This window comes from Paenibacillus sp. MMS18-CY102 (assembly GCF_009789195.1).
Classification (GTDB): Bacteria; Bacillota; Bacilli; order Paenibacillales; family Paenibacillaceae; genus Paenibacillus_T.
This window is the reverse complement of the sequence record NZ_WSTC01000013.1, coordinates 41,976-61,351: the sequence shown is the minus strand read 5'-3', so window position 1 is coordinate 61,351 and position 19,376 is coordinate 41,976. Positions and strand designations below refer to the sequence as shown.

Here is a 19,376-nt window from a genome sequence, read left to right as displayed (position 1 = left end):
ATTGTACGTTCACATAAGCTAAATAATAAGGAGGAATCTGAATATGCAAGAAGAAGAGTTTCGTAGATTTCTAGAAAATGATCCGAGCATTACAAGTGAAAAAGCTGTCAATTCCCGAATGTCTCGTGCGAGGAGAATCGAACAAGAGTTTAAGATCAATATTGATTACACCGTACGTGATGATGACAGAATGTACGCAGCATTACTTAATGTCAAAGACAAGGACAGTGCCGGGAATTTTCAAAATGTCATTCGTAAGTATTATATCTTTATTAATAGCAAGAAGTTTCCGACACTATCTACGTATTCGAATAAATTAAAGAAAGTCCGATAAAATTCCACTATCTATAAAAAGCAGAGCTGCACTCACTAACGAAATGAACCGTTGAAGCGAAGAGCTCCCGATCCTATTCGAGGATCTACACTCAATCGGTGTAATTGAGCGCATAGATACGGTCGGAAGTCGCATACGCATCGGCGGCTACTGTTACGAAGTGGGCGAAACCCCCTCCATTTGCGCCGACTTTTAATATACGTAGCTAGCGTCACAACTAATGCTTCGAGCGTGATTAGGACAATAACAATCGTCATTACGTTCACGCCCTTACGATAATAATGGAGGATAAGAAGGGTTACTTACTCGCCCCTCATACTGGTCTGTAAGGTTCGATTCTAGTCCCCAGGTTGAGCGTTGGAGCGCTCGGCCTCTTTTTCTTTCTTCTACTTCACAGCCAGCATCTTAAGATTCATGATTGCGATTTTCAGGTTCGTTAGCGCTGCTACCAACAGTAGTTAGTAGAAGCAAACTTTTCACTACGGCGTTATCATTAATATTTCTGTCATCACAGTAAACGTATCGAACTTGCCAATATATAGATTTTGATAGAATACCATTAAAATAACCCCCGTAATCTCTATCATTTCAAGGAATATCACCCATGCAATAAAATGGAATCCATAGGTTCAGAAATGCCATTGCACATAAAAGAGCCACTTGTCCTGCGTTTCATAATGCGATAAAATCAGCAAAGCGCAAAGAGCCGCTTAAATACAAAATCCCCAAAACCGAGCATCAGCAAGGTTTTAGGGATTTTTTCTGACCACCTATAGAAGGAGTGCTCATTCATGAACATCTCGCCAAAGCTTATAGTAGGGCTCGCAATCGGCACAGTCATCATCGTCATCGCGCTTATGGGGCTTGTTCTGTCAAAACTCAGCTAACCAAGGTCCAGGTTGCTTCTAATTACCATAAGCAAGCCGGTGCAACGTATCAGCAAGCACAATGGTTGCGAGAGCCAGATCCTGTGCACTCGTATATTCATCTGGTGAGTGGCTAATGCCCGCCCGGCTTGGAACGAACAGCATCGCCGAAGGGCAAATGGCACTGAGCAGTTGCGCGTCATGCCCTGCTCCACTATGAATGGCATGATAGCTGACCTGCAGGCTTTGGCATGTTTGCTCAAGTTCGCGAATGAGGGCATCATTCATCGGCACTGGCTCAGCATGCATCCACTGGCGATGAGAAAGCTGAAGCGACCGATCAGATGCAATGCTGTAAAAGCGCTCAACAACCTGCCGCGCAAAGGTTTCCAATGAGAATGCATTCGGATGGCGCAGGTCGACGGTGAACAAAACATTGCCTGCGATTACATTGGAAACATTCGGCGTTACGACAATTTTCCCTACGGTTGCAACGTATGGGTCTCCCGCTGCCTTAGCCTCCTGCTCCAACGCTAACGCCATCTCTGCCATTCCGGCTACCGCGTCCTTGCGCCATCCCATCTGTGTCGTGCCCGCATGGTTCGTCTCTCCGCACACTTCGAATGTTAATCTCACTTGGCCAACGATTCCCTGAACAATGCCAATCGGCCGGCCCAACCGCTCTAATACCATGCCTTGCTCGATATGAAGCTCAATAAATGCAATCAAATCTTGGCGCCGGCACGGACGGTGCGTCCCTAGGCCAAACCCAGCATCCGCCATCGCATGCGCTAACGGGATGCCTTCGATATCTGACACCTCAGGAATTCGACTCATGCTCCAGCGCCCCGTCATATTGCCCGATCCCCAAAATGTCACCGGAAACCGGCTGCCCTCTTCTTCGCACAACGAGACGATTTCTAATGTCCTTTTGGGCCTTCCATATTGCTCATACAACTGCCTGAGACAGGACAACCCTGCTAATATGCCTGCCGCTCCGTCATACTTCCCCCCAGATCGCACCGTATCAATATGAGAGCCAGTCAGCACAACGGCCTCTGGCTGCTCGGTCCCTTCTAGCCGCCCGTATAGATTGCCTGCATCATCATAATACGTATCCAGCCCTGCTTCCCGCATCCGCTGCGCTAATCCATTCTGCGCATTTACCCATGCAGGCGAATAGAGAAGCCTCGTCACTCCCCCTTCGCTGTCTGCACCATAATGCGATAGCCAATCGATTTGATTAGCGAGCTGCTGCTTCAATTGTGCAATTGGCCCGAACATACGCGACGCCTCCTATCAGCTTCCGCGGTACGTGCTGTAGCCGCCAGGCGCGGCCAGCAGCGGCACATGATAATGCTGCGTTCGATCACAGACATAGAACCGTATAGGAACAACTGTGAAGAGCAGCGGCATTGGAGCCACACTAGATGTTGCAGCAAAATAATCACCGACAGCAAATTGCAGCTCGTAGATTCCGGCATCCAGCTCCTCGCCCGCTAGGAGCGGCCCGCTCGTTCGGCCATCTTCATTAAGCACGGCATCGGCCATTAGGCGGCGGCACTCAGGCGGTTCGATTTTCCAAAGCTCGACCTTAAGCCCCTCCGCCGGCCTACTGTGAAGCAGGTCTAATGCGTGCGTCGTGATTTTGCCAGTGCTCATCCGCATCGCTCCTCGTCAAGGTGTACCGTTGAAAGCCGTATGGCGGTCTCGGTTCGGTAAACACAGCGCCCGCACTTGCCGCTTGCTCGACGATTGTTTCCCAAGTCCGATTGTTAGATTCGAATGAAACTGCCGCAAGCTGCGGAAACCGTTCCAGTACGCGCAGCCCGATTTGATGGAGCAGATATTGAATTGAAGGCGAATACACCTCATGGAACACCGACTGCACGACATCCCCGATTTGCGGTGCGGGCACATACCGAGCCGGGTCATCCGAGATAGCGTCATCAACATTCAAGTAAGCCCATGTAAGATTTAGATGAATATACAGGGGGCGATCACTCGTCTCGGGCAGTGTCGTATACTCATCGCGAATAAAGCCAGCGAACGCGCTCCCCTTCACTTTAATTAACTGAATGCCGCGAAGGCCGCCCTCTAAAAATGTAACGCTAGGTTCACCCCCCACCTGCCCGCGATGAATAGCGATTCGCGCTGTCGCTTGCTCATTCCGCGCATGGCGGAACACGATATCGCTTGGCGCTACGCCGCCTGCTCCGCCGACGGAAGCCGCGTCAAAATGCAGCCGCTCCGCCCCAAGCTCAATCGTATCAATATGGCCATACCGATTCATAAATCGAGTTGCCATTTGGTGCAAAAACGATTCAATTGTGCAGCCGTCAAATTCAGCGGCATGCCACAATATAAAATTTTTCATCGAATCGGTCGCTACGACTAATCCGTTATCGCCCTCTGTAAACGAGGTGCGGAACGGTTCCCCGCCTAGCGCGACATCCACATTCCACGCGAAGATGACATTGCTATCGCCCGTGTAAGCCGATTCTGGAATCGGCTTCACGCCCATAAGCGGCTTCGCATACGTGCGATAGACGAAAACATCGCCTTTGCCATACATCAAGGTACGTTCTGTAAACTGAGGAGCCATAAAATCACCTCCGATTAAAGTACGCGGCCATTAAACAGAGCCGCCGAAGGGCAACAACCAACGCCGGGGCGTAGCGCTGACGGAGCGCCGCCGTCAAACAGCCGCAGCGCCGCCATTGAGTAGCGTTGGGCTTCCTGCGAACAGCCATTGAGCAGTCGCATCTCCGCGCTGAGCTACTGTCGAGCAGCCATTGGCCCACCCTGCGCGCGCCTAACGCTGTATAAATCTAACGGACCTGAGAGCCGTTATTTGGCGAAAATCAGCCCGTTTCAGATTTTAACGGACCCAGCGGTCCTTATTTAGCAAGTTCAGCGCATGAAGAGCCGAATTGCACATGAATAACGGCTATCGAGTCCGTTACAATTCCAAAGACTCTTTTTTATCCAGAATAACGGTCCTGGAGTCCGTTAGCGCCAGCAACAGCAACAACAGCCGAAACACCCGACCCGCGCGCATCATAAAGTGAAGGTGGATGCGGCTGCCCCCGCATTGCCGTCTTCGCCGCACTTCGCTTAATCCGGAATCGTGCCGTTCACGCCTTTGACGAACCACATCATGTTGTGAATCTCATCATCTGGCAGCGTTTTGCCTACGCCAACCTTCTCCGCCCCGCCCTGATCGTAAACCGGTCCCGTAAACACATGATAGGATCCGTCCTTGATCGCCTTCTTCTTTGTTTCAATCGCATCGCGCGCCGATTGCGGGACACTTGTGCCTAGTGGCGCAATATCAGCCGTACCATCCGCGATAGAGCCCCAGTAGGCTGAGGATTTCCACGTGCCATCAACGGCTTGCTGCACTTGATCGATGTAATACGGCGCCCAGTTCCATACCGGATTCGTCAAGTAATAATCAGGCGCATACTTATTCATATCCGAATCGTTCCCTAACCCGAATACGCCACGTTCGGCCGCTGCCTGAATGCCGGCAGGCGAGTCCTGATAGTTGGCAAGCACGTCAACGCCTTGATCAAGCAAGCTTACAGCCGCTTGCCGCTCGACGGCGGGGTCGAACCATGTATTCGTCCATACGACTTGTACCGTCGCATCCGGATTGACGCTTTGTGCCCCTAACGCGAATGCATTAATCGTATAAATGACTTCCGGTATCGGAAACGCCGCCGCATAGCCGATCTTATTGTTCTCGGTCATCAGCCCAGCCGCCATGCCAGACAGATAACCGGTCTGATACCCGCGCCCTGCATAAGTGGACAAATTATCCGCCGTCTTGTAGCCCGTTGCATGTGCAAATTTAACGCTGGGATGTTTTTTGGCCACGTTAACCATTGCATCCATATAGCCGAAGCTAGTTCCGAAAATAATGTCATTTTTTTGCGCCAGCTCCTCAAATACACGTTCTGCATCCGGGCCTTCCGGCACATTCTCGACGATCGTAGACGTGATGCCAAATTTCTCATCGACCGCTTTGCGGCCAAGATCATGCTGGTAGGTCCAGCCTCCGTCACCCGGAACGCCGATGTAGACGAATGCAACCCTCGGCTTCGCAGCCGCCTGACCATCAGGCTTAGACGCCTGCCTTTCCCCAGCCTTCGCGCCCTCTTCATCTGCCGGGGCACTCGACTCCTTCGAACAAGCAGCCGTTATGACGAGCATAGCGAGCACCAATAGCAGCGTCCATTTTTTCATAACCGATCTCTCCCTCCCATGTATGAGAGCAGCACACAACTCCTCAGCCTTTGCCGTTCTTGCAGAGCTGCAGCCGCCCGTCGCGCATTCAAGGTGCCGGATCTGGATGGGATTGCTGGTTAAACGCCGATACTCGCAGCGCTGCGCGAATGATGCCTTCATAACCGGTACAACGGCATAAATTTCCGGTTAACGCTTCTTCGATCTGCTCTCTAGTTGGTTCAGGCACGCGATCGCATAACGCTTTCAGGCTGATAACCATCCCCGGCGTGCAATATCCACACTGCAGCCCGCCTTCTGCCAATAACGCTTGCTGGATCGGATGCAACCCCTCTCCGGAGGGGCCGGTGATCGATTCAATCGTTTCAATTGACCGGCCTTCGCATTGATAGGCCATTAACAAGCAGGCATTCATCGCCCTGCCGTCCACTAGCACCATACAAGCGCCGCATCGCCCAACATCACAGCCAGGCTTAGCCCCCGTAAGCCCCATCTCCTCGCGCAGCAAGTCGAGCAGCCGCCGCACTGGCGGAACATGGCGAGATACGGCAGCCCCATTAACGGTACAGCTTAACCGATACGATGTTTCAATCATGAACGTCCCCTCCTCGCTCAAGCTCAACTTCAACCTCAACCTGTGGACACTGCGCGCCATGCCCGCTTGGCAGATCGGCTTTCAAGAAGGCATGAAAGGGGCGAATTAATTGCTCAGGACGAACAGGAAGCCGATTCACCCAACTGCCGCATGCTGCGCGAATCGCCGACACGATGGCAGGCGCTAATCCTACTGTACCGATCTCGCCAACGCCCCGCGGCCCAAATGGATCGCCAGCTGGCAGCTGTTCAATCGCCTCGACACCGACCTCCCTCGGCATGTCTCTAATGGTCGGGATCATATACGTATCGAGCTGCCCCCTCGCATACCGCCCCTCTTCCATCACGGCTTCCTCCGTTAAGGTGAAGCCAAGCGCCATCGCCGAGCCGCCCTCAATCTGCCCCAGATACCCCATCGGGTTAACAACAGGCCCAGCCGCAACGTAATGATCGGCCTGTAGCACTTGCACGCGGCCCGTCAGCAAATCGACTTCAGCTTCAACAACAACCGATGCGTACGTATACAAAAAATGTGCGCCAGTTGTCGGGTTAGGCGAAGGCGTGACCGGGAAATCAAACGCCGTCTGCTCCATAATGCTTTCAGAAGATGCTTCAGCTAGCTGCTTATACGAGATAGCCAAATCCGGCTGATCCAGCGCCTGCCCTGATGTTAACGCTCGCCGCCACACGCCTCCAGCGCCCGTGAACAACTCAGCTTCCTTGCACGCCAATAGCTTCGCCGCTTGCGCAAGAAGCACCGCCGCAAACGGCGGCACGAGCTGCCTCATCGCTTGCCACGCCATTGCTGTCGCCCGCGAAGCCGTCGCTGAACCGGTATGCGGCACAGCATCCGTATCGCCAATCACAATTCGGACATCATCCGCCGCGCAGTTGAGATGTTCGCATACCAACAGTTGCAGCACGGACAATACGCCTTGCCCGAACTCCTCGAAGCCGAAGGCCGCCTCAATCTTTCCATCAGCGGAGAGCGCCAGCCTTCCGCCCGCGGGATCGGGAATGCCATAACCAAGCCCGCCGCCATGCATCACGATTGCAGCTCCAACGCCGCGCACGAGCCACGGGGCATCGCCCTGCTTGGATTGCCCACGCCGGGCCATCAGCGATGACCGCAACGCCGCGTCCCACACGTCTCTTGCCCCATTTGTCGGCACAATGATCTGATCAACCGGTCCCGGATCATCCGCCTCCCGCAAGTTGCGGCGGCGCAGTTCCCATGCATCCATGCCGAGCCGTTCAGCCAACCGGTCCAGTTGCCCTTCTAGCGCAAATATAACTTGATTCCCGCCAAAGCCCCTAAACTCGCCAGCAATGCCATTGTTCGTGAAGACACTCCGCCCCTCTGTCTTCACATTTGCGATACGGTAAGGGCCCGTTGCATGCTCCGTCGCAAATTGGAGCACTTCGCGCCCAAGCGTTGCGTACGCGCCTGTATCCGCCACGATTTCCGTGTGATGCGCAACGATCTTCCCTTCTGCATCTGCCCCCGTCCGCATGCGAATGCGCATCGGATGGCGCTTAATGCTTGCCCGCATCGACTCCCGCCGGCTGTTGTGCAGCCGGACGGGGCGCCCTGTGCGAATCGCCAGCAATGCACCGTAAGGCTGGACGTTAAGCTCATCCTTGCCTCCGAACGAACCGCCGATCGGGCTCGATACGACGCGAATCGATGATTCAGGCAAGGCTAGAATGCGGGCAAGCTGCATCCGGTCCATATATCCATGCTGCGTTGCTGAGTAGACGGTAAGGCGGCCATCCTCTTCCGGCACGAACAGGCCACCTTCTGTCTCCATATAGAGATGAAGCTGGCGCGGCGTTGTATACACTTCCTCGACAATGGCAGCACATTGTGCAAAAGCTGCATTGATATCGCCGCGCAAGACGAGTGTCTCATGCAACATATTGCCCATCTCATGCAGTTGGGGCGCATCTGGTTCAAGTGCGCGAAGGGGATCATCCACAACCGGAAGCGGTTCATAATCGACATAAATCGCCTCTGCCGCAGCAGATGCTTGCTCCGGCGTCTCCGCTGCTATCGCAGCAATAACATCGCCAACATGGCGTACCCGATCCGTGCAAAATACCGGAATATCCTGTGTTACGATGCCGTATCCATTTAACCCCGGCACATCTTCTGCTGTTAACACCGCATGTACGCCCGGCATGGATACAGCGGCGGAAATGTCTACATGAATGATTCTCGCATGGGGATGCCGGCTGCGCAGCACTTTGCCATGCAGCATGTGCTCACTCTTCCGGTCGGTCAAGTAAGCAAGCCGCCCCGTCACCTTCGCACGTCCATCGGGGCGCTCCATCCACCTTGTACCCATCGCATCCCGATCCAGCTTTGCCGATGGGGCCGCCTGAGCAGTGAATTGCGATTCATCCCGCTGGCTTTTCATCGATCGCTCCCTCCCCGCTAACCGCCGGCCTATGGGCTGCTGCATCGAGCTCCGCTGCAACGATATTCGCCGCTGCCATTGTTCGGTATGCTGACCCGGCAAAATCATCTGCGACAGAAGGGATGCCCCCTCGGGCCGCAGCGTACACCCTCGCTCCATCCGCCTCTTGCTCTGCTGCCGTCTCCGCATCATACAATCGCGTGCAAGAAAGGCCAGCGCCTGAGACTGCAATTCGAACATCGGCTGGACGCCCAGTGCCCGCATCTATGCTGAATGCCCCAGCTACTGTAACTACCGATGGCGAGAACGATTCCCTGCGGCCAACTTTGCGAAACCAATAACGTTTGTTCGGTTGCCCAACTGCAATTTCGATGCCGGCAACTAGGCAACAACCAAGCTCATCTCCCGCCGCTGCAAGCCATTCGATAAGCGGAAGCCGCTCATCCCCCCCACTATTATGGCTGCCTGCTGGCGCATTGCCCGTATACAAGACAAGCTGCGCATCCAGCGCCGCTAACGCTGGCACAAGGTCGCCGCTTCGGGTCAACACATTGCCGCCGACAGTAGCTAGCTCCCGTACAGATGGCGCCGCGATTGACCGGGCAGCAGCTTGGAGCAGAGGAGCGCCCTCCTTCACGAGAGGGCTCTCTATTAATGAAGCAAGTGAAACCATTGCCCCGATCCGAATATACGAATCGGGATCGCCTGTGAATGGCATCTCTTGGATCGCATGCATATCCGCTATATATTCCAAGCTAATCAAATGTAATGGCATGGCAGCTTCGCCTGCCTCCCAGCGCGTTCGAAGCCAAGTGCCTCCTGCGACGTAGCGTGCCGTTTGCCCGAACTGCCTTTTCAACCGCAATGCTTCTTCCAGCGTATGCGGCCGCCAGACTTTTACGGCAGCATACGCCGGCGCCTCCCGATCTAGAGCATCCATCCCCTCACCCCTTCTCTGCTTCAGCCATGGCCCGTGTTAAGGTTGAGGCTCCTTCCCGCCGAATATCGTCGAGCAGCTCAGCCACGATGCTAATCGCAATTCGTTCAGGCCCTTCCGCGTAAGGAACAATGCCGACAGGCGCATGCAACCGCAAATCATGCGGCGAGAACAATCCATCCGTTAATCGTTCGATCCGTCTGGATGATCCTAGCAAGCCAATAAATCGTACGGGGGACTTGGCGAGGATAGCCAGCACATCACGGTCCTGCGACATTTGATGTGACATTACGACCGCTCGGTCTACGGGGCGAATCGCCAGCGCTGCTGCCATTTCGTTAACACCGCCCGATACATGCTGAGAGGCAGAAGGAAATCGCGAGCGGCTGCATAACCCGCCTCTTCGATCAGCAACCACGACCGAGAACCCTGCGCGTGACGCTAACGCAACGACCGGCATCGCATCATCTCCTGCACCGAACACTATCAGCCGCGGATTCGCTTCGTAATGGAAGCTAATCGCTTGATCAGCCTTAGGCGTTCCGCCCAACGGACGGGAAAAACGTTCATGCCAGCTATCGCCATATTGCACCCGGTATTCGCTGACCACCCCGGCATAGTTCATTCGCCGTGTCAGCTTAACGGAATGGCCTTCATCCAAAGCCCGTTCAGCCGCTTCTAGCGCCGCTGACAGCGCCGTGTCCATCGGCTCCAGCAGCACCTCCAATTTGCCGCCGCAGCCCACCGCTTCCCCCCAAGATAAATCATCAGCCTCGCGCACATCGTAAACCATTAAAGACGATTGCCCGTTCACCAGCACCAGTTCGGCCAGCCGCGCCAGATCCGCTTCAATACAGCCAGGGCTTAAATGCCCATCAAGCTGCCCATCTAATCCAATCAGCATTGCGGCTCCAGGTTTCCGGTAAGCATGGCCTTCAGCAGACTTTAATGTCGCTAGCACGCTTAGGCAATCCCGTTGCCGGCGGCGTTTTAATAGGGAATGAAAGCTATCCATCGGATCCCTCCGCTCTTGGCGCCTCTCGTTTAATTAGTCTCACTATATGCAAATGTTAATTTAAGGTCAACAAACCTAACACAAGATTGGCAATGGAACCAAAACAAAAAGCGACGATTGTGCTCCATGCACGCAATCGCCGCTTTTTGGGCCTGCCGTTACTATTTTATGTACAACTTTATCGCCTCCGCCCATTGCTCGTGCGTATCGATATCGAAGAAACAAATCGGATCCGCTTGGATCAGCTCGCCTTTAAGTGACGGCTGCCTTAATATGCGTCTAGCCCCTTCATCCCCTCGCAACGCTTCAATTCGTTGAAACAGCCGCTTGGATAAAATAATAGGTGGTTTCGGGCCGTCTCCATCCGTCGCCGCCACCCAGTCTAGCTCACTTCCATCGCCAAATCGGCTAATGAGCGAAGCTAATAGGTCCACCGTTACAAACGGCTGGTCCCCCAGCATAACAAGCACCGCGTCCGCACCCATCGCAGTTGCAGCAGCCGTCCCCGTTCGCAAGGATGCAGACATCCCTTCTGCCGCATCCGCACAAGGAAGGATTTGGTAACCGCTCTCTTCCAGCCCCGAAATCGAATGAAGCCACGCCTGCGATTGCCCAGGGCGGACGACAACGAGCGGCTGGCTTACAGCTGATTGCAGCAGGCGCAAGCACCTTGCCCCAACCGTCTCATTCCTGCCCGGCCAACTTAGCTCCAATTTGGGCTGCCCCATTCGCGTGCTAGCTCCAGCCGCAAGAAGCAATCCTACGACTGCCGTCATGGGGACATCCGCGCCAGCAATCGAGCGATCGCTTCATCAGCTTGTTTTAGCACACTAGCCTCGTCAATTGTTTTCACGATCCGGCCATCCATTACAAGCCGCCCGTCGATCCACACCGACTGCACATCCCCGCGGCCCGCAGAATAGACGACTCTGGAATAGAGATCGGCGTCATAAGATGGAAAGCAATGAAACTTATTTAAATCAAGCAGAACAAGGTCCGCCTTCTTCCCAACTTCTATTGAACCAATATCCCGTTCCATGCCAAGCACTTCTGCTCCGCCTATCGTCGCCATTCGCAGCACAGTTCTGGCATCCATCGCCGTCGGGCCATGGTGAACCTTATGGATCATCGCCGTCAGGCGCATTTCTTGAAACATATCCAATGTATTGTTACAAGGCGCACCGTCCGCTCCAATGCCAACATGCACGCCATCGCCTAACAACGCCGGGATGTCGGCAATGCCGGAGGCCAGCTTCAAATTTGAACCCGGACAATGCGTAACCTTCGTCCCCGTTCGCTTAATAATGTCGCGCTCCGCGTCATCCAGCCAAATGGAATGCGCCAGCACCAAGCGAGGCGAAGCTAAGCCAATCGAGTCTAAATAAGCTACATTGCGCAGCCCGGTCTCCCGCTGCACAAGCTCGATTTCGCCACGATTTTCCGAAGCGTGTGTGTGGACGAGCACATCATGTTCCTGCGATAAATCGCGGACTGCGACAAGCAGCTCTTCCGTACAGGACACGACAAAGCGCGGGCAAAACGCATATTGCAGCCGCCCCCCATCATAGCCATGCCATTTGCGCAACAGCGCCACGCTCTCTTGGATGGAATGCCCCGTATCCTCTTGCAGCGCTTGCGGCACATCGCCGCCCTTGCGATCCATCATTACCTTGCCGGATATCGCGCGTATGCCACTCTCCGCCATCGCGCGGAAAGCCGCATCCGTATAATGGACTGTCTCCATATCGAGCAGCGTCGTTGTCCCGCTTTGAATCAACTCGCCAATGCCCAGCAGCGCAGACACATAGACCGATTCCTCATCATGCACAGCTTCCAGCGGCCAAATCCGCGTCCGCAGCCAATCCAGCAGCTCCATATCATCAGCCCGCCCGCGGAACAACGTCTGGCATAAATGGACATGCGTTTGGATAAAACCCGGCAACAGGACGCGGCCATCCGCCTCATATACCTCATCGGGCACGAACCCATCATCCACTCCCACACTGCCGCCGATTGCCGTAATACGGCCATTCACGATGCGAACATCACCCCGTAGCACATCTCCAGCTTCGTTCATCGTCATCATTAACGCATTGCGAATGAGTGTGTTCCCCATATGCATCCTCCCTAGGCAGCGAGAGTTAATCCGCCGTTTTCTCTTCCATTAGCATATGCCGGAACAGGAACGCTAATTTCATCCTTAGCAAATCCGATGTTTTCTTAAAATCAACCTCAAGCATCTCGCCAATTTTCTCCAGCCGATAGGCTGCCGTATTACGGTGAATATAGAGGCGTTTCGCCGCTTCGCCAACTTGGGCATCTTGCTGCAGAAACATATCGAGGGTCCGCAGGAGCTCACGCTCGTGCTCGCCCTCTTCGCCGGAAAGCTTCTTCAATACCGATTTGTAAAAACGGCTCATCCGCTCCCGCGGAATCCCTTCGAATAAATAGGCAAGCTCCTTGTCCGAGAAGGGGATAACAAGCTCCTCATCAGCCATTCCATCTGCGAGCCGAATCGCATCCACGCATTCCATGTAAGCTTCGCGCAGTTGGCTAGACGCAGCCTTCTTATAGCTGATTGCGACACGCGTTAAGGTCGATCCCCCACGGCTGCGGGCCGCTTCTGTACATTCCCTCAGAACAGCGGCAAGCTTGTCGACGCCCTGGAAGGTTTCCGCCGGCATCACATACAAGCTCCCTTGCTCAACGGCAAAATGAACGATTTGCAGCCCCGTAAGCTGCGGATGCGCCATCAACTCCTGGCTTAAGCCCCGATCCATCGCCTTGCCGGCATTTTGCTGGACGCCCAACACACAATAATACTCGCCATTGCATAACATGACGCCGATTTTTCTCGCCCGCTCCATCAAGAGGCGAGATGGAAGGGTGCCGTTCAAATACCTGAGAAACATCGTTCCCAGATCATCTGGAACAGCAGCCCCCGCCGTACCCGGAATCGCGAGCACAGCGTACGAAGCCATCAACTCAGCAGCTTGGAGCAGCAGTTGGTCCTCTGCTTGTGAAGTTTGCCCGGCCGATTGGAACAAAACCGCCCCTCCGCCTTCCTCCCCGCCATCATGAAGCGGGTAACGCATGAAACGAACTCCCTCGATCGCCATCCACCGCCCAACCGGCAGCCGCTTCCAATGCCGCAATAATGCCGCCTCCCGGCATGCGGTAGCGTTCAATACAACACGTTCATCATGCCAGATGATAGCTGCTGGCAAGCCTACGGCCTCCATAATTTCGGCTAGAACGCTTGAAGGATCCACTGATTTATCCCTTCTGAGGGCGAGACGCATAAGCTTCTTCTGTTTCTCTAGCACATCCTGAACCGCAATCAGCTGGCGGGCAATGCCTGCCCGAAGCAGGCCATCCAAATCCGGCCCACAGTTAAAAGCATCCGGCAGCGTAATGACAGGCAAGCTTAGCCGGTCTGCTTCCTCCGTAATGAATGCCGCCCATTCGCGCCATTCCGGGCTGTTGTTCACGCTAATGCCTGCCGTTCCACGCTGATGCAGCGAGCGAACCCATGCAATCGCTTCTTCTCTGCTCCCTTGGATAGAAGCGCCAGATGCGATAAGCATATCCCCTTCCTTCACAGGTCCAGCCATGCCATCCGGTTGCATAACATGGAACGCGTGAATGACCCGATTTAATCCGTTCCGACCTGCGATTAACTTCCCTTCCGACAATGGAAACACCGACAGCGCCTGCTCAACCGTCATTCGCATGCGTATCCCTCCCGAATCGGCAAATCAACATGTCAACTTAATTAACATTGTATGCCGATATTGAGAGGTCAGCAATATATTTGTTAGATTTTATGACATTGATATTGTAAAGCTAATGCTGTTGCCCTCCCTACCTACGGGAACTGCGCCGGTAGGACAATATCTTATAATACATCGACAGGTTCTTCAGCTTGCGGAACGGCGTAATTTGGGGCTTCGTATTCGTCTCAAGCAGCCAAGGGCGCCATTTGTAATCAACCGCAACATCCAATCCCAACTCCACGCAGGAGCGGTGCACGATCGCATATCGGCGGGCTATCCGCCGCGACAGATTTTCAACCTGGTAACGCTTCGAAGACGCTTTGCCGCTGGACATATTCGCCCTAAATACTTGCATGACGGGATGGATCGATGCCCCTTGGCTTCCATTCGTAACGATGCGGCCAGGCGCTGCCACGCGTGCGAGAATGCCCGTTACTTTCCAAGGCTTTGACGGGGAGCGCCGCTGCGCCATGACGCGCAGGTCGAATCGCCTTCCCCTATATTTAAGCAGGTGGATGCCGCGCTGTACGAGATAAGAACCGCTCTTTTTATGCCTGCGGATCAATTGATACAAGCCTGCAATCGTCGTTGCATGCTTCGTCATCAGTTTGTACCGCCACTCGTATCGCACGCCGCGGCTCGTTTTCAGCTTCCTCACGCGCATTACGCCAATGCCGAGCGCGCCTACGTTTGGCTTCACATAAACCGTTTTATAGGCTTTCAACATGCTGTTCAGCCTTGCCTTCGTCAGCATGACAGTCTTAGGAATCGCGCGCCGCACGATCGGATCGCCCAGCAGCACTTTCGTTTTTCTCATCTTATTGTGATCCAGCAGCGTTCTTACGCTTCGCTTGGCCAATGAATGTCGCCTCCGCATATGGTTTTCATCATCATATGTCATAAACTTGGACCACTCGTGGACGCTGACCCATTCCGAACCGCCAAAGCCAACATACGATAACACACCGGGGAGGGGTGAGCTTGAATCGTAAAGGAATGAACCGACTTGCAGCCTATTACGCACATAAATATGCCTGGTATGCTGCACTTCTGCAACGCTCGGGTGATAGGCGCGATTGCGATGTGCCTTATCTGACAGCCGACATTCTCGAACAACATTATTACAACAGCGAAGCGCCTGAAGGCTGTTTTGTTTATCGAACATCAGGCACGAGCGGCGGACGCCGTAAAATGATTGCTTATTCGGAAGCGGATGAGCGCAGATATTTAGCCGTCAAAACACGGCTGTTCGCCCAGTTGGCTGGTGATCGGCCGATTAAGCGCGCTTTTGCGGATATGGGGACAGGGCATGCTGCCGCAACCTCAATCGCCATTTTTCAGGCACTTGGCTGGGAATGCGACTCCATCGCCTACAATGAACCGATCGAACGCCACATTGAGCGATTGAAGCAATTCCGTCCAGACCTGCTGTACACGATGCCTTCATTGTTGGACCGGATCGTATGCGCGCTCGACGATCCCGCTTCACTAGGCATTCGATGCATCGTTACCGTCGGCGAATCAGCATCGCCGCAATGGCGAAGCGCAATGGCGAGCACCTTCGGCATCCATGAAGGCGATGTGCTGGATACGTACGGGTCGATTGAGATCGGCACGATCGCATGGTTTGACCATAGCGCTGGTTACTACCGCCTCGCGGACGGCATCTATGCAGAAACGGCTGAGCCTGCGGCGTTAGGGATTGATGGCGCGCTCGCATCGGACGAGGCGGCGCTTGTACTAACCTCCACGCAGCGCGCCGAATTTCCAGCGATCCGCTTCGTTACCGGAGATGTCGTGCGCGGCTTTAAACCTGCAAGCGAGCATACAGGAGCTACATTTGAAGCGATTGTCAGGCGAATCGGCCCTGAGCTGAAGCATGGCGAGAAAATAAGCATCCACGACATCGAAGCAGCCGTTTTCGTACATGCCAAGCGTGTTCAAGTCCGAGCCGCGTCCAGCGCTAATCGGCTAATTGTCTATTTGTTCGGGCCGGATGCAACACCCGAGCGAGCAGAACGCATTGAAGCTGAAATCGGACAACGTGTTCCAGAAATTGGCGCCATGATCCGAGGCGGCATGCTGCCCCGAATCGAAATCGTACTGGCAAGCAGCGAAAGCCAACTGCCGCAAGGGAGTGTAAAACAAAAAAAATGGCATCAACCAACCGATGGGAATTAAGCTTAGATGAAGGCGTGCTCGGCTTAGTCGGCAATACGCCGCTCATCCGCCTGCAACGCTTGTATCCAGAAACATCCGTTAATGTTTACGCCAAGCTCGAAATGTTTAACCCAGGCGGAAGTGCCAAAGACCGCCCCGCACTTCGCATGATACGGGAAGCGATAGCGGCTGGAACCGTACGTCCGAGCACAACGATCGTAGAGTCCAGCTCCGGCAACATGGCGATTAGCCTCGCTATGATTTGCGGGATTCTTGGCCTTCGCTTTATATGCGTCGTTGACCCGCGAACAGCTGAGACAAACCTTCGAATCATTCGCACCTATGGCGCTGAAATTAACTATGTAACCGAGCCAGATCCTGTGACTGGCGAGTTTCTCCCCGCACGCATTGCCCGCGTTAAGGAGCTTGTTGGCCAAATCGGCGATGCCTTTTGGCCTAATCAGTACGCCAATCCGTTTAATGCAGCAGCCCACCGTGACACGACGCTCCCTGAAATTGCCCAGAAGCTTGGCCGCATCGACATGCTGCTCGTTGGCGTCAGCAGCTGCGGCAGCTTGCGCGGATGCTCCGACTATATTCGCAATCAAGGAATGCGCACCGCTGTAATCGGCGTCGACGCTGGCGGCAGCGTCATCTTCGGCGGTCCCGGCAGCCGCAAGCTGCCAGGGCTTGGCGCCGGCATCGTGCCCCCCCTATTTGCGCCCGGCCTAGCGGATGGCCACGAAACGGTGAGCGATCTGGATTGCGCCATGGGCTGCCGCCGTTTGCTGCGGCGTGAATCCATTATGGCTGGAGGATCAGCAGGCGGAGTTGTCGCCGCACTCGAGAGGCGGCTGCCTGAGCTGCCTGACGGCGCGAATGTCGTGTTGATTCTCGCAGACCGAGGCGAACGTTATCTGGATACCGTATACAGCGACGAGTGGATCCGAAGCGGATTCGGCGAAGAAGCACTCGCTCGATTGGCAGCTGACGTATAGCAATGCGCTACATTAATGAACAGGATCTGCGAACGGTCGGCGCGGACTGGGAGCAGCTCTCCAGCACGATAACCGAGGCGCTTCAATGCATGATGGCAAAAGATTATGTACAGCCACTCAAGCCTTATTTGCGGTTTAAGCATCCCTCTAATCGAATTATCGCCATGCCAGCTTATATTGGCGGCCCCTTCGATATCGCGGGCATGAAGTGGATTGCGAGCTTTCCCGACAACCCCACGCATGGGCTGCCGCGCGCGCATAGCGTCGTCGTCTTGAATGATGCGGATACCGGCGTGCCCGTGGCTCTCATTAACGGTCCGCTACTGAGCATTGTACGGACCGCTGCTGTAAGCGCAGTGATGCTGCGCAAATGGCTGTCGCTCCCAGCACAGCGCCATGATCGGCCTTTGAATGTTTGCCTGGTCGGATGCGGTCCCATCGGCCAATGGCATGCCCGCATGCTCACCGCTGTGCTCGGCGGCCGTTTAGGGCGTTTAACAGCCTACGACTTGTCGCAAGAGCGCGCCCATGCTGTCGCCGCTTTGGCCGGTGAAGCCGGACACGCCGCTTCCGATTGGCAAGAGGCTTATCACGATGCCGACATTGTCGTCACTTGTACGGTTTCTGGCACCCGGTATATTGATGCCGCGCCAAAGCCAGGCAGCCTCCTGCTGCATGTTTCGCTGCGTGATTATGCGCCAGCCGCACTGGAAGCTGTCGACACGATTATCGTCGATGATTGGGAGGAAGTATGCCGCGAGAATACCGACATCGAGCTTATGCATCGCCTGGGCGGCTGGTCACAAGCGAATGCCTTGACGCTTGCCGAAGCGGTGCTTGGCGACCGCTTGAATGCCGCACCGCCGGATGGACGCATGCTATTCAGCCCGATGGGCATGGCCATCTTCGATATCGCTGTCGCGTCGGCCATCGCCAAGCATGCGAGGCAACATGGCATCGGCATTGATTTGGAGTAGTTGGGCGCGCCTCTGGGCGGATGGGGCAGATTTATGATTATGAGCCCTTTTCGCTCAGCGACCCGCATTCGGGCGGTTTGGGCAAGCTCTGGGTCCCTAACGGACACCAGAGCCGTTATTCGGGCCAAATCTCCCCTTTCTAAACGCTAACGGACACCACGGCCCTTATTGCACGACTTTTCTTCTGTTTTAGGCCTGTTTCTCCCCAATAACGGCCCCTGGGTCCGTTAGAATCACAATTACCCTCATAAAGCATGAATAAGGGCTCCTGAGTCCGTTAGAGCTGGGAGCTGCTTCGGCTATTCGAGTCACTGGGCTATTCGAGTCACTGGGCTATTCGAGCCACTGGGCAATTCGAGTCACTAGGCTCTTGGAGTCACTGGGCAAATTAGTGTTAGTGTACTGCCTCTCTTTTTGGGTGCATATGGTAATTGCCGTTGCAGTTACTGCTTCGCTTTCGGGAGCAAAAGGCAGGTCTATACGCCCTATTTGTTCAGCATGTTTGCCTTCCCCCGCAGGGGCCAAACGCCCTGCGCCCATTCGCACCACAGACACAAAAGGCGTTGCAGAATGAACCTCTGCAACGCCTTTTTTAAGCCACCATTCTAATCACATTAACCACCCAAGTTGTTTGAAGCTAAAAACTGCTTCGTCTCCTCCGTCCCCAGCTCACGCAGCAAGCGGTAGATTTGGACGATGATCTCATCCGTTCCACCGTTTAGCTCTGCATCCGAAGTCGTTTCGTACGGATTTCGGGCAAAATGAAACGCCTGTGCCTCATCCATGCTTGAATAGTCGTTAAACAACGTTTTGAGGCGGTTGACCTCTTCCCGATTCGCGTTAATAACCAGCTCGTACGCAGCAGCTTCCGGATCGTCCAACACTTGTCCAGCAGCAACCGATACATAATAAAGCTTCCGCTCGCCCGCTTCGCTTCCATCGGCCAAATCGATATGCGGCATCGCTATTGCCCCTCCTTGATCATTGTGCTGATTGTTGCCCTCGAATAGGTTCCCCCCATGGACAGACATTTTATCCTATTATTCCG

General features: G+C 54.5%; 17 protein-coding genes. 4 read left to right on the top strand and 13 right to left on the bottom strand.

The genetic code is table 11. The annotated features are described in order from the left end of the window. Nucleotides 1-43: 43 nt before the first annotated feature. The gene (locus GON22_RS11450; protein WP_160396235.1) at nt 44-334 is read left to right on the top strand and encodes a hypothetical protein; all 291 of its coding nucleotides are present in this window, start codon (nt 44-46) and stop codon (nt 332-334) included. A 905-nt stretch (nt 335-1,239) separates the two neighbouring features. Here GON22_RS11450 and allC read toward each other — a convergent pair. From allC to GON22_RS11390, 12 genes are all read right to left on the bottom strand, one after another. Then, the gene (gene allC, locus GON22_RS11445; RefSeq protein WP_160396234.1) at nt 1,240-2,484 is read right to left on the bottom strand and encodes an allantoate deiminase; all 1,245 of its coding nucleotides are present in this window, start codon (nt 2,482-2,484) and stop codon (nt 1,240-1,242) included. Between the two features lie 15 nt (nt 2,485-2,499). Next, entirely contained in the window at nt 2,500-2,862 is a 363-nt protein-coding gene (gene uraH / locus GON22_RS11440) for a hydroxyisourate hydrolase (RefSeq protein ID WP_160396233.1), read from the bottom strand. Then, nucleotides 2,813-3,805: a factor-independent urate hydroxylase gene (pucL, locus tag GON22_RS11435; RefSeq protein ID WP_160396232.1), complete on the bottom strand. Its 993-nt coding sequence runs from the start codon at nt 3,803-3,805 to the stop codon at nt 2,813-2,815. Before pucL ends, uraH begins: the two co-directional genes overlap by 50 nt. Before the next feature lie 512 nt (nt 3,806-4,317). Further along, nucleotides 4,318-5,451 carry a BMP family ABC transporter substrate-binding protein gene (locus GON22_RS11430; RefSeq protein ID WP_160396231.1) on the bottom strand — a complete coding sequence of 378 codons (1,134 nt, stop codon included), beginning with the start codon at nt 5,449-5,451 and terminating at the stop codon, nt 4,318-4,320. Nucleotides 5,452-5,539: 88 nt separating this feature from the next. Next, nucleotides 5,540-6,046 carry a (2Fe-2S)-binding protein gene (locus GON22_RS11425; protein ID WP_160396230.1) on the bottom strand — a complete coding sequence of 169 codons (507 nt, stop codon included), beginning with the start codon at nt 6,044-6,046 and terminating at the stop codon, nt 5,540-5,542. After that, nucleotides 6,039-8,465, bottom strand: a complete 2,427-nt coding sequence (pucD, locus tag GON22_RS11420; RefSeq protein ID WP_160396229.1) for a xanthine dehydrogenase subunit D — start codon at nt 8,463-8,465, stop codon at nt 6,039-6,041. Before pucD ends, GON22_RS11425 begins: the two co-directional genes overlap by 8 nt. Continuing rightward, complete coding sequence (locus tag GON22_RS11415; RefSeq protein ID WP_160396228.1) at nt 8,446-9,405, bottom strand: FAD binding domain-containing protein; 960 nt, start codon at nt 9,403-9,405, stop codon at nt 8,446-8,448. The genes pucD and GON22_RS11415 overlap by 20 nt, the downstream gene beginning before the upstream one ends. A 4-nt stretch (nt 9,406-9,409) precedes the next feature. Beyond that, nucleotides 9,410-10,417, bottom strand: a complete 1,008-nt coding sequence (locus GON22_RS11410; RefSeq protein ID WP_160396227.1) for an XdhC family protein — start codon at nt 10,415-10,417, stop codon at nt 9,410-9,412. 161 nt (nt 10,418-10,578) lie between these two features. Next, the gene (locus GON22_RS11405) at nt 10,579-11,193 is read right to left on the bottom strand and encodes a nucleotidyltransferase family protein (protein WP_160396226.1); all 615 of its coding nucleotides are present in this window, start codon (nt 11,191-11,193) and stop codon (nt 10,579-10,581) included. Further along, the gene (locus tag GON22_RS11400) at nt 11,190-12,533 is read right to left on the bottom strand and encodes a 5'-deoxyadenosine deaminase (RefSeq protein ID WP_160396225.1); all 1,344 of its coding nucleotides are present in this window, start codon (nt 12,531-12,533) and stop codon (nt 11,190-11,192) included. The genes GON22_RS11405 and GON22_RS11400 overlap by 4 nt, the downstream gene beginning before the upstream one ends. Nucleotides 12,534-12,558: 25 nt before the next feature. Further along, nucleotides 12,559-14,151, bottom strand: a complete 1,593-nt coding sequence (locus tag GON22_RS11395) for a helix-turn-helix domain-containing protein (RefSeq protein ID WP_160396224.1) — start codon at nt 14,149-14,151, stop codon at nt 12,559-12,561. A 130-nt stretch (nt 14,152-14,281) separates the two neighbouring features. Further along, nucleotides 14,282-15,052 carry a YheC/YheD family protein gene (locus tag GON22_RS11390; protein WP_160396223.1) on the bottom strand — a complete coding sequence of 257 codons (771 nt, stop codon included), beginning with the start codon at nt 15,050-15,052 and terminating at the stop codon, nt 14,282-14,284. A gap of 122 nt (nt 15,053-15,174) precedes the next feature. Here GON22_RS11390 and GON22_RS11385 point away from each other — a divergent pair, with 122 nt between their 5' ends. From GON22_RS11385 to sbnB, 3 genes are read left to right on the top strand one after another with little or no spacing between them, the layout of a single operon-like run. Continuing rightward, nucleotides 15,175-16,374 (top strand): CoF synthetase, encoded by a 1,200-nt coding sequence (locus GON22_RS11385; RefSeq protein WP_160396222.1) that lies wholly within the window; start codon nt 15,175-15,177, stop codon nt 16,372-16,374. After that, nucleotides 16,347-17,351, top strand: coding sequence for a 2,3-diaminopropionate biosynthesis protein SbnA (gene sbnA, locus GON22_RS11380; RefSeq protein ID WP_160396221.1), 1,005 nt, complete (start codon nt 16,347-16,349; stop codon nt 17,349-17,351). The genes GON22_RS11385 and sbnA overlap by 28 nt, the downstream gene beginning before the upstream one ends. Before the next feature lie 2 nt (nt 17,352-17,353). Continuing rightward, entirely contained in the window at nt 17,354-18,328 is a 975-nt protein-coding gene (sbnB, locus tag GON22_RS11375; protein WP_160396220.1) for a 2,3-diaminopropionate biosynthesis protein SbnB, read from the top strand. A gap of 614 nt (nt 18,329-18,942) precedes the next feature. Here the strand turns inward: sbnB and GON22_RS11370 are convergent. Further along, nucleotides 18,943-19,290, bottom strand: a complete 348-nt coding sequence (locus GON22_RS11370; protein ID WP_237179113.1) for a hypothetical protein — start codon at nt 19,288-19,290, stop codon at nt 18,943-18,945. Between the last annotated feature and the right edge of the window lie 86 nt (nt 19,291-19,376).

Bases quoted from the DNA above. Each gene is read 5' to 3' on its own strand.
- GON22_RS11425 (WP_160396230.1), bottom strand. From the start codon at position 6,046: ATGATTGAAACATCGTATCGGTTAAGCTGTACCGTTAATGGGGCTGCC.
- GON22_RS11395 (WP_160396224.1), bottom strand. From the start codon at position 14,151: ATGCGAATGACGGTTGAGCAGGCGCTGTCGGTGTTTCCATTGTCGGAA.
- GON22_RS11405 (WP_160396226.1), bottom strand. From the start codon at position 11,193: ATGACGGCAGTCGTAGGATTGCTTCTTGCGGCTGGAGCTAGCACGCGA.
- GON22_RS11450 (WP_160396235.1), top strand. From the start codon at position 44: ATGCAAGAAGAAGAGTTTCGTAGATTTCTAGAAAATGATCCGAGCATT.
- uraH (WP_160396233.1), bottom strand. From the start codon at position 2,862: ATGAGCACTGGCAAAATCACGACGCACGCATTAGACCTGCTTCACAGT.
- pucD (WP_160396229.1), bottom strand. From the start codon at position 8,465: ATGAAAAGCCAGCGGGATGAATCGCAATTCACTGCTCAGGCGGCCCCA.
- GON22_RS11430 (WP_160396231.1), bottom strand. From the start codon at position 5,451: ATGAAAAAATGGACGCTGCTATTGGTGCTCGCTATGCTCGTCATAACG.
- GON22_RS11410 (WP_160396227.1), bottom strand. From the start codon at position 10,417: ATGGATAGCTTTCATTCCCTATTAAAACGCCGCCGGCAACGGGATTGC.
- GON22_RS11370 (WP_237179113.1), bottom strand. From the start codon at position 19,290: ATGCCGCATATCGATTTGGCCGATGGAAGCGAAGCGGGCGAGCGGAAG.
- pucL (WP_160396232.1), bottom strand. From the start codon at position 3,805: ATGGCTCCTCAGTTTACAGAACGTACCTTGATGTATGGCAAAGGCGAT.
- allC (WP_160396234.1), bottom strand. From the start codon at position 2,484: ATGTTCGGGCCAATTGCACAATTGAAGCAGCAGCTCGCTAATCAAATC.
- sbnB (WP_160396220.1), top strand. From the start codon at position 17,354: ATGCGCTACATTAATGAACAGGATCTGCGAACGGTCGGCGCGGACTGG.
- GON22_RS11400 (WP_160396225.1), bottom strand. From the start codon at position 12,533: ATGGGGAACACACTCATTCGCAATGCGTTAATGATGACGATGAACGAA.
- sbnA (WP_160396221.1), top strand. From the start codon at position 16,347: ATGGCATCAACCAACCGATGGGAATTAAGCTTAGATGAAGGCGTGCTC.
- GON22_RS11415 (WP_160396228.1), bottom strand. From the start codon at position 9,405: ATGGATGCTCTAGATCGGGAGGCGCCGGCGTATGCTGCCGTAAAAGTC.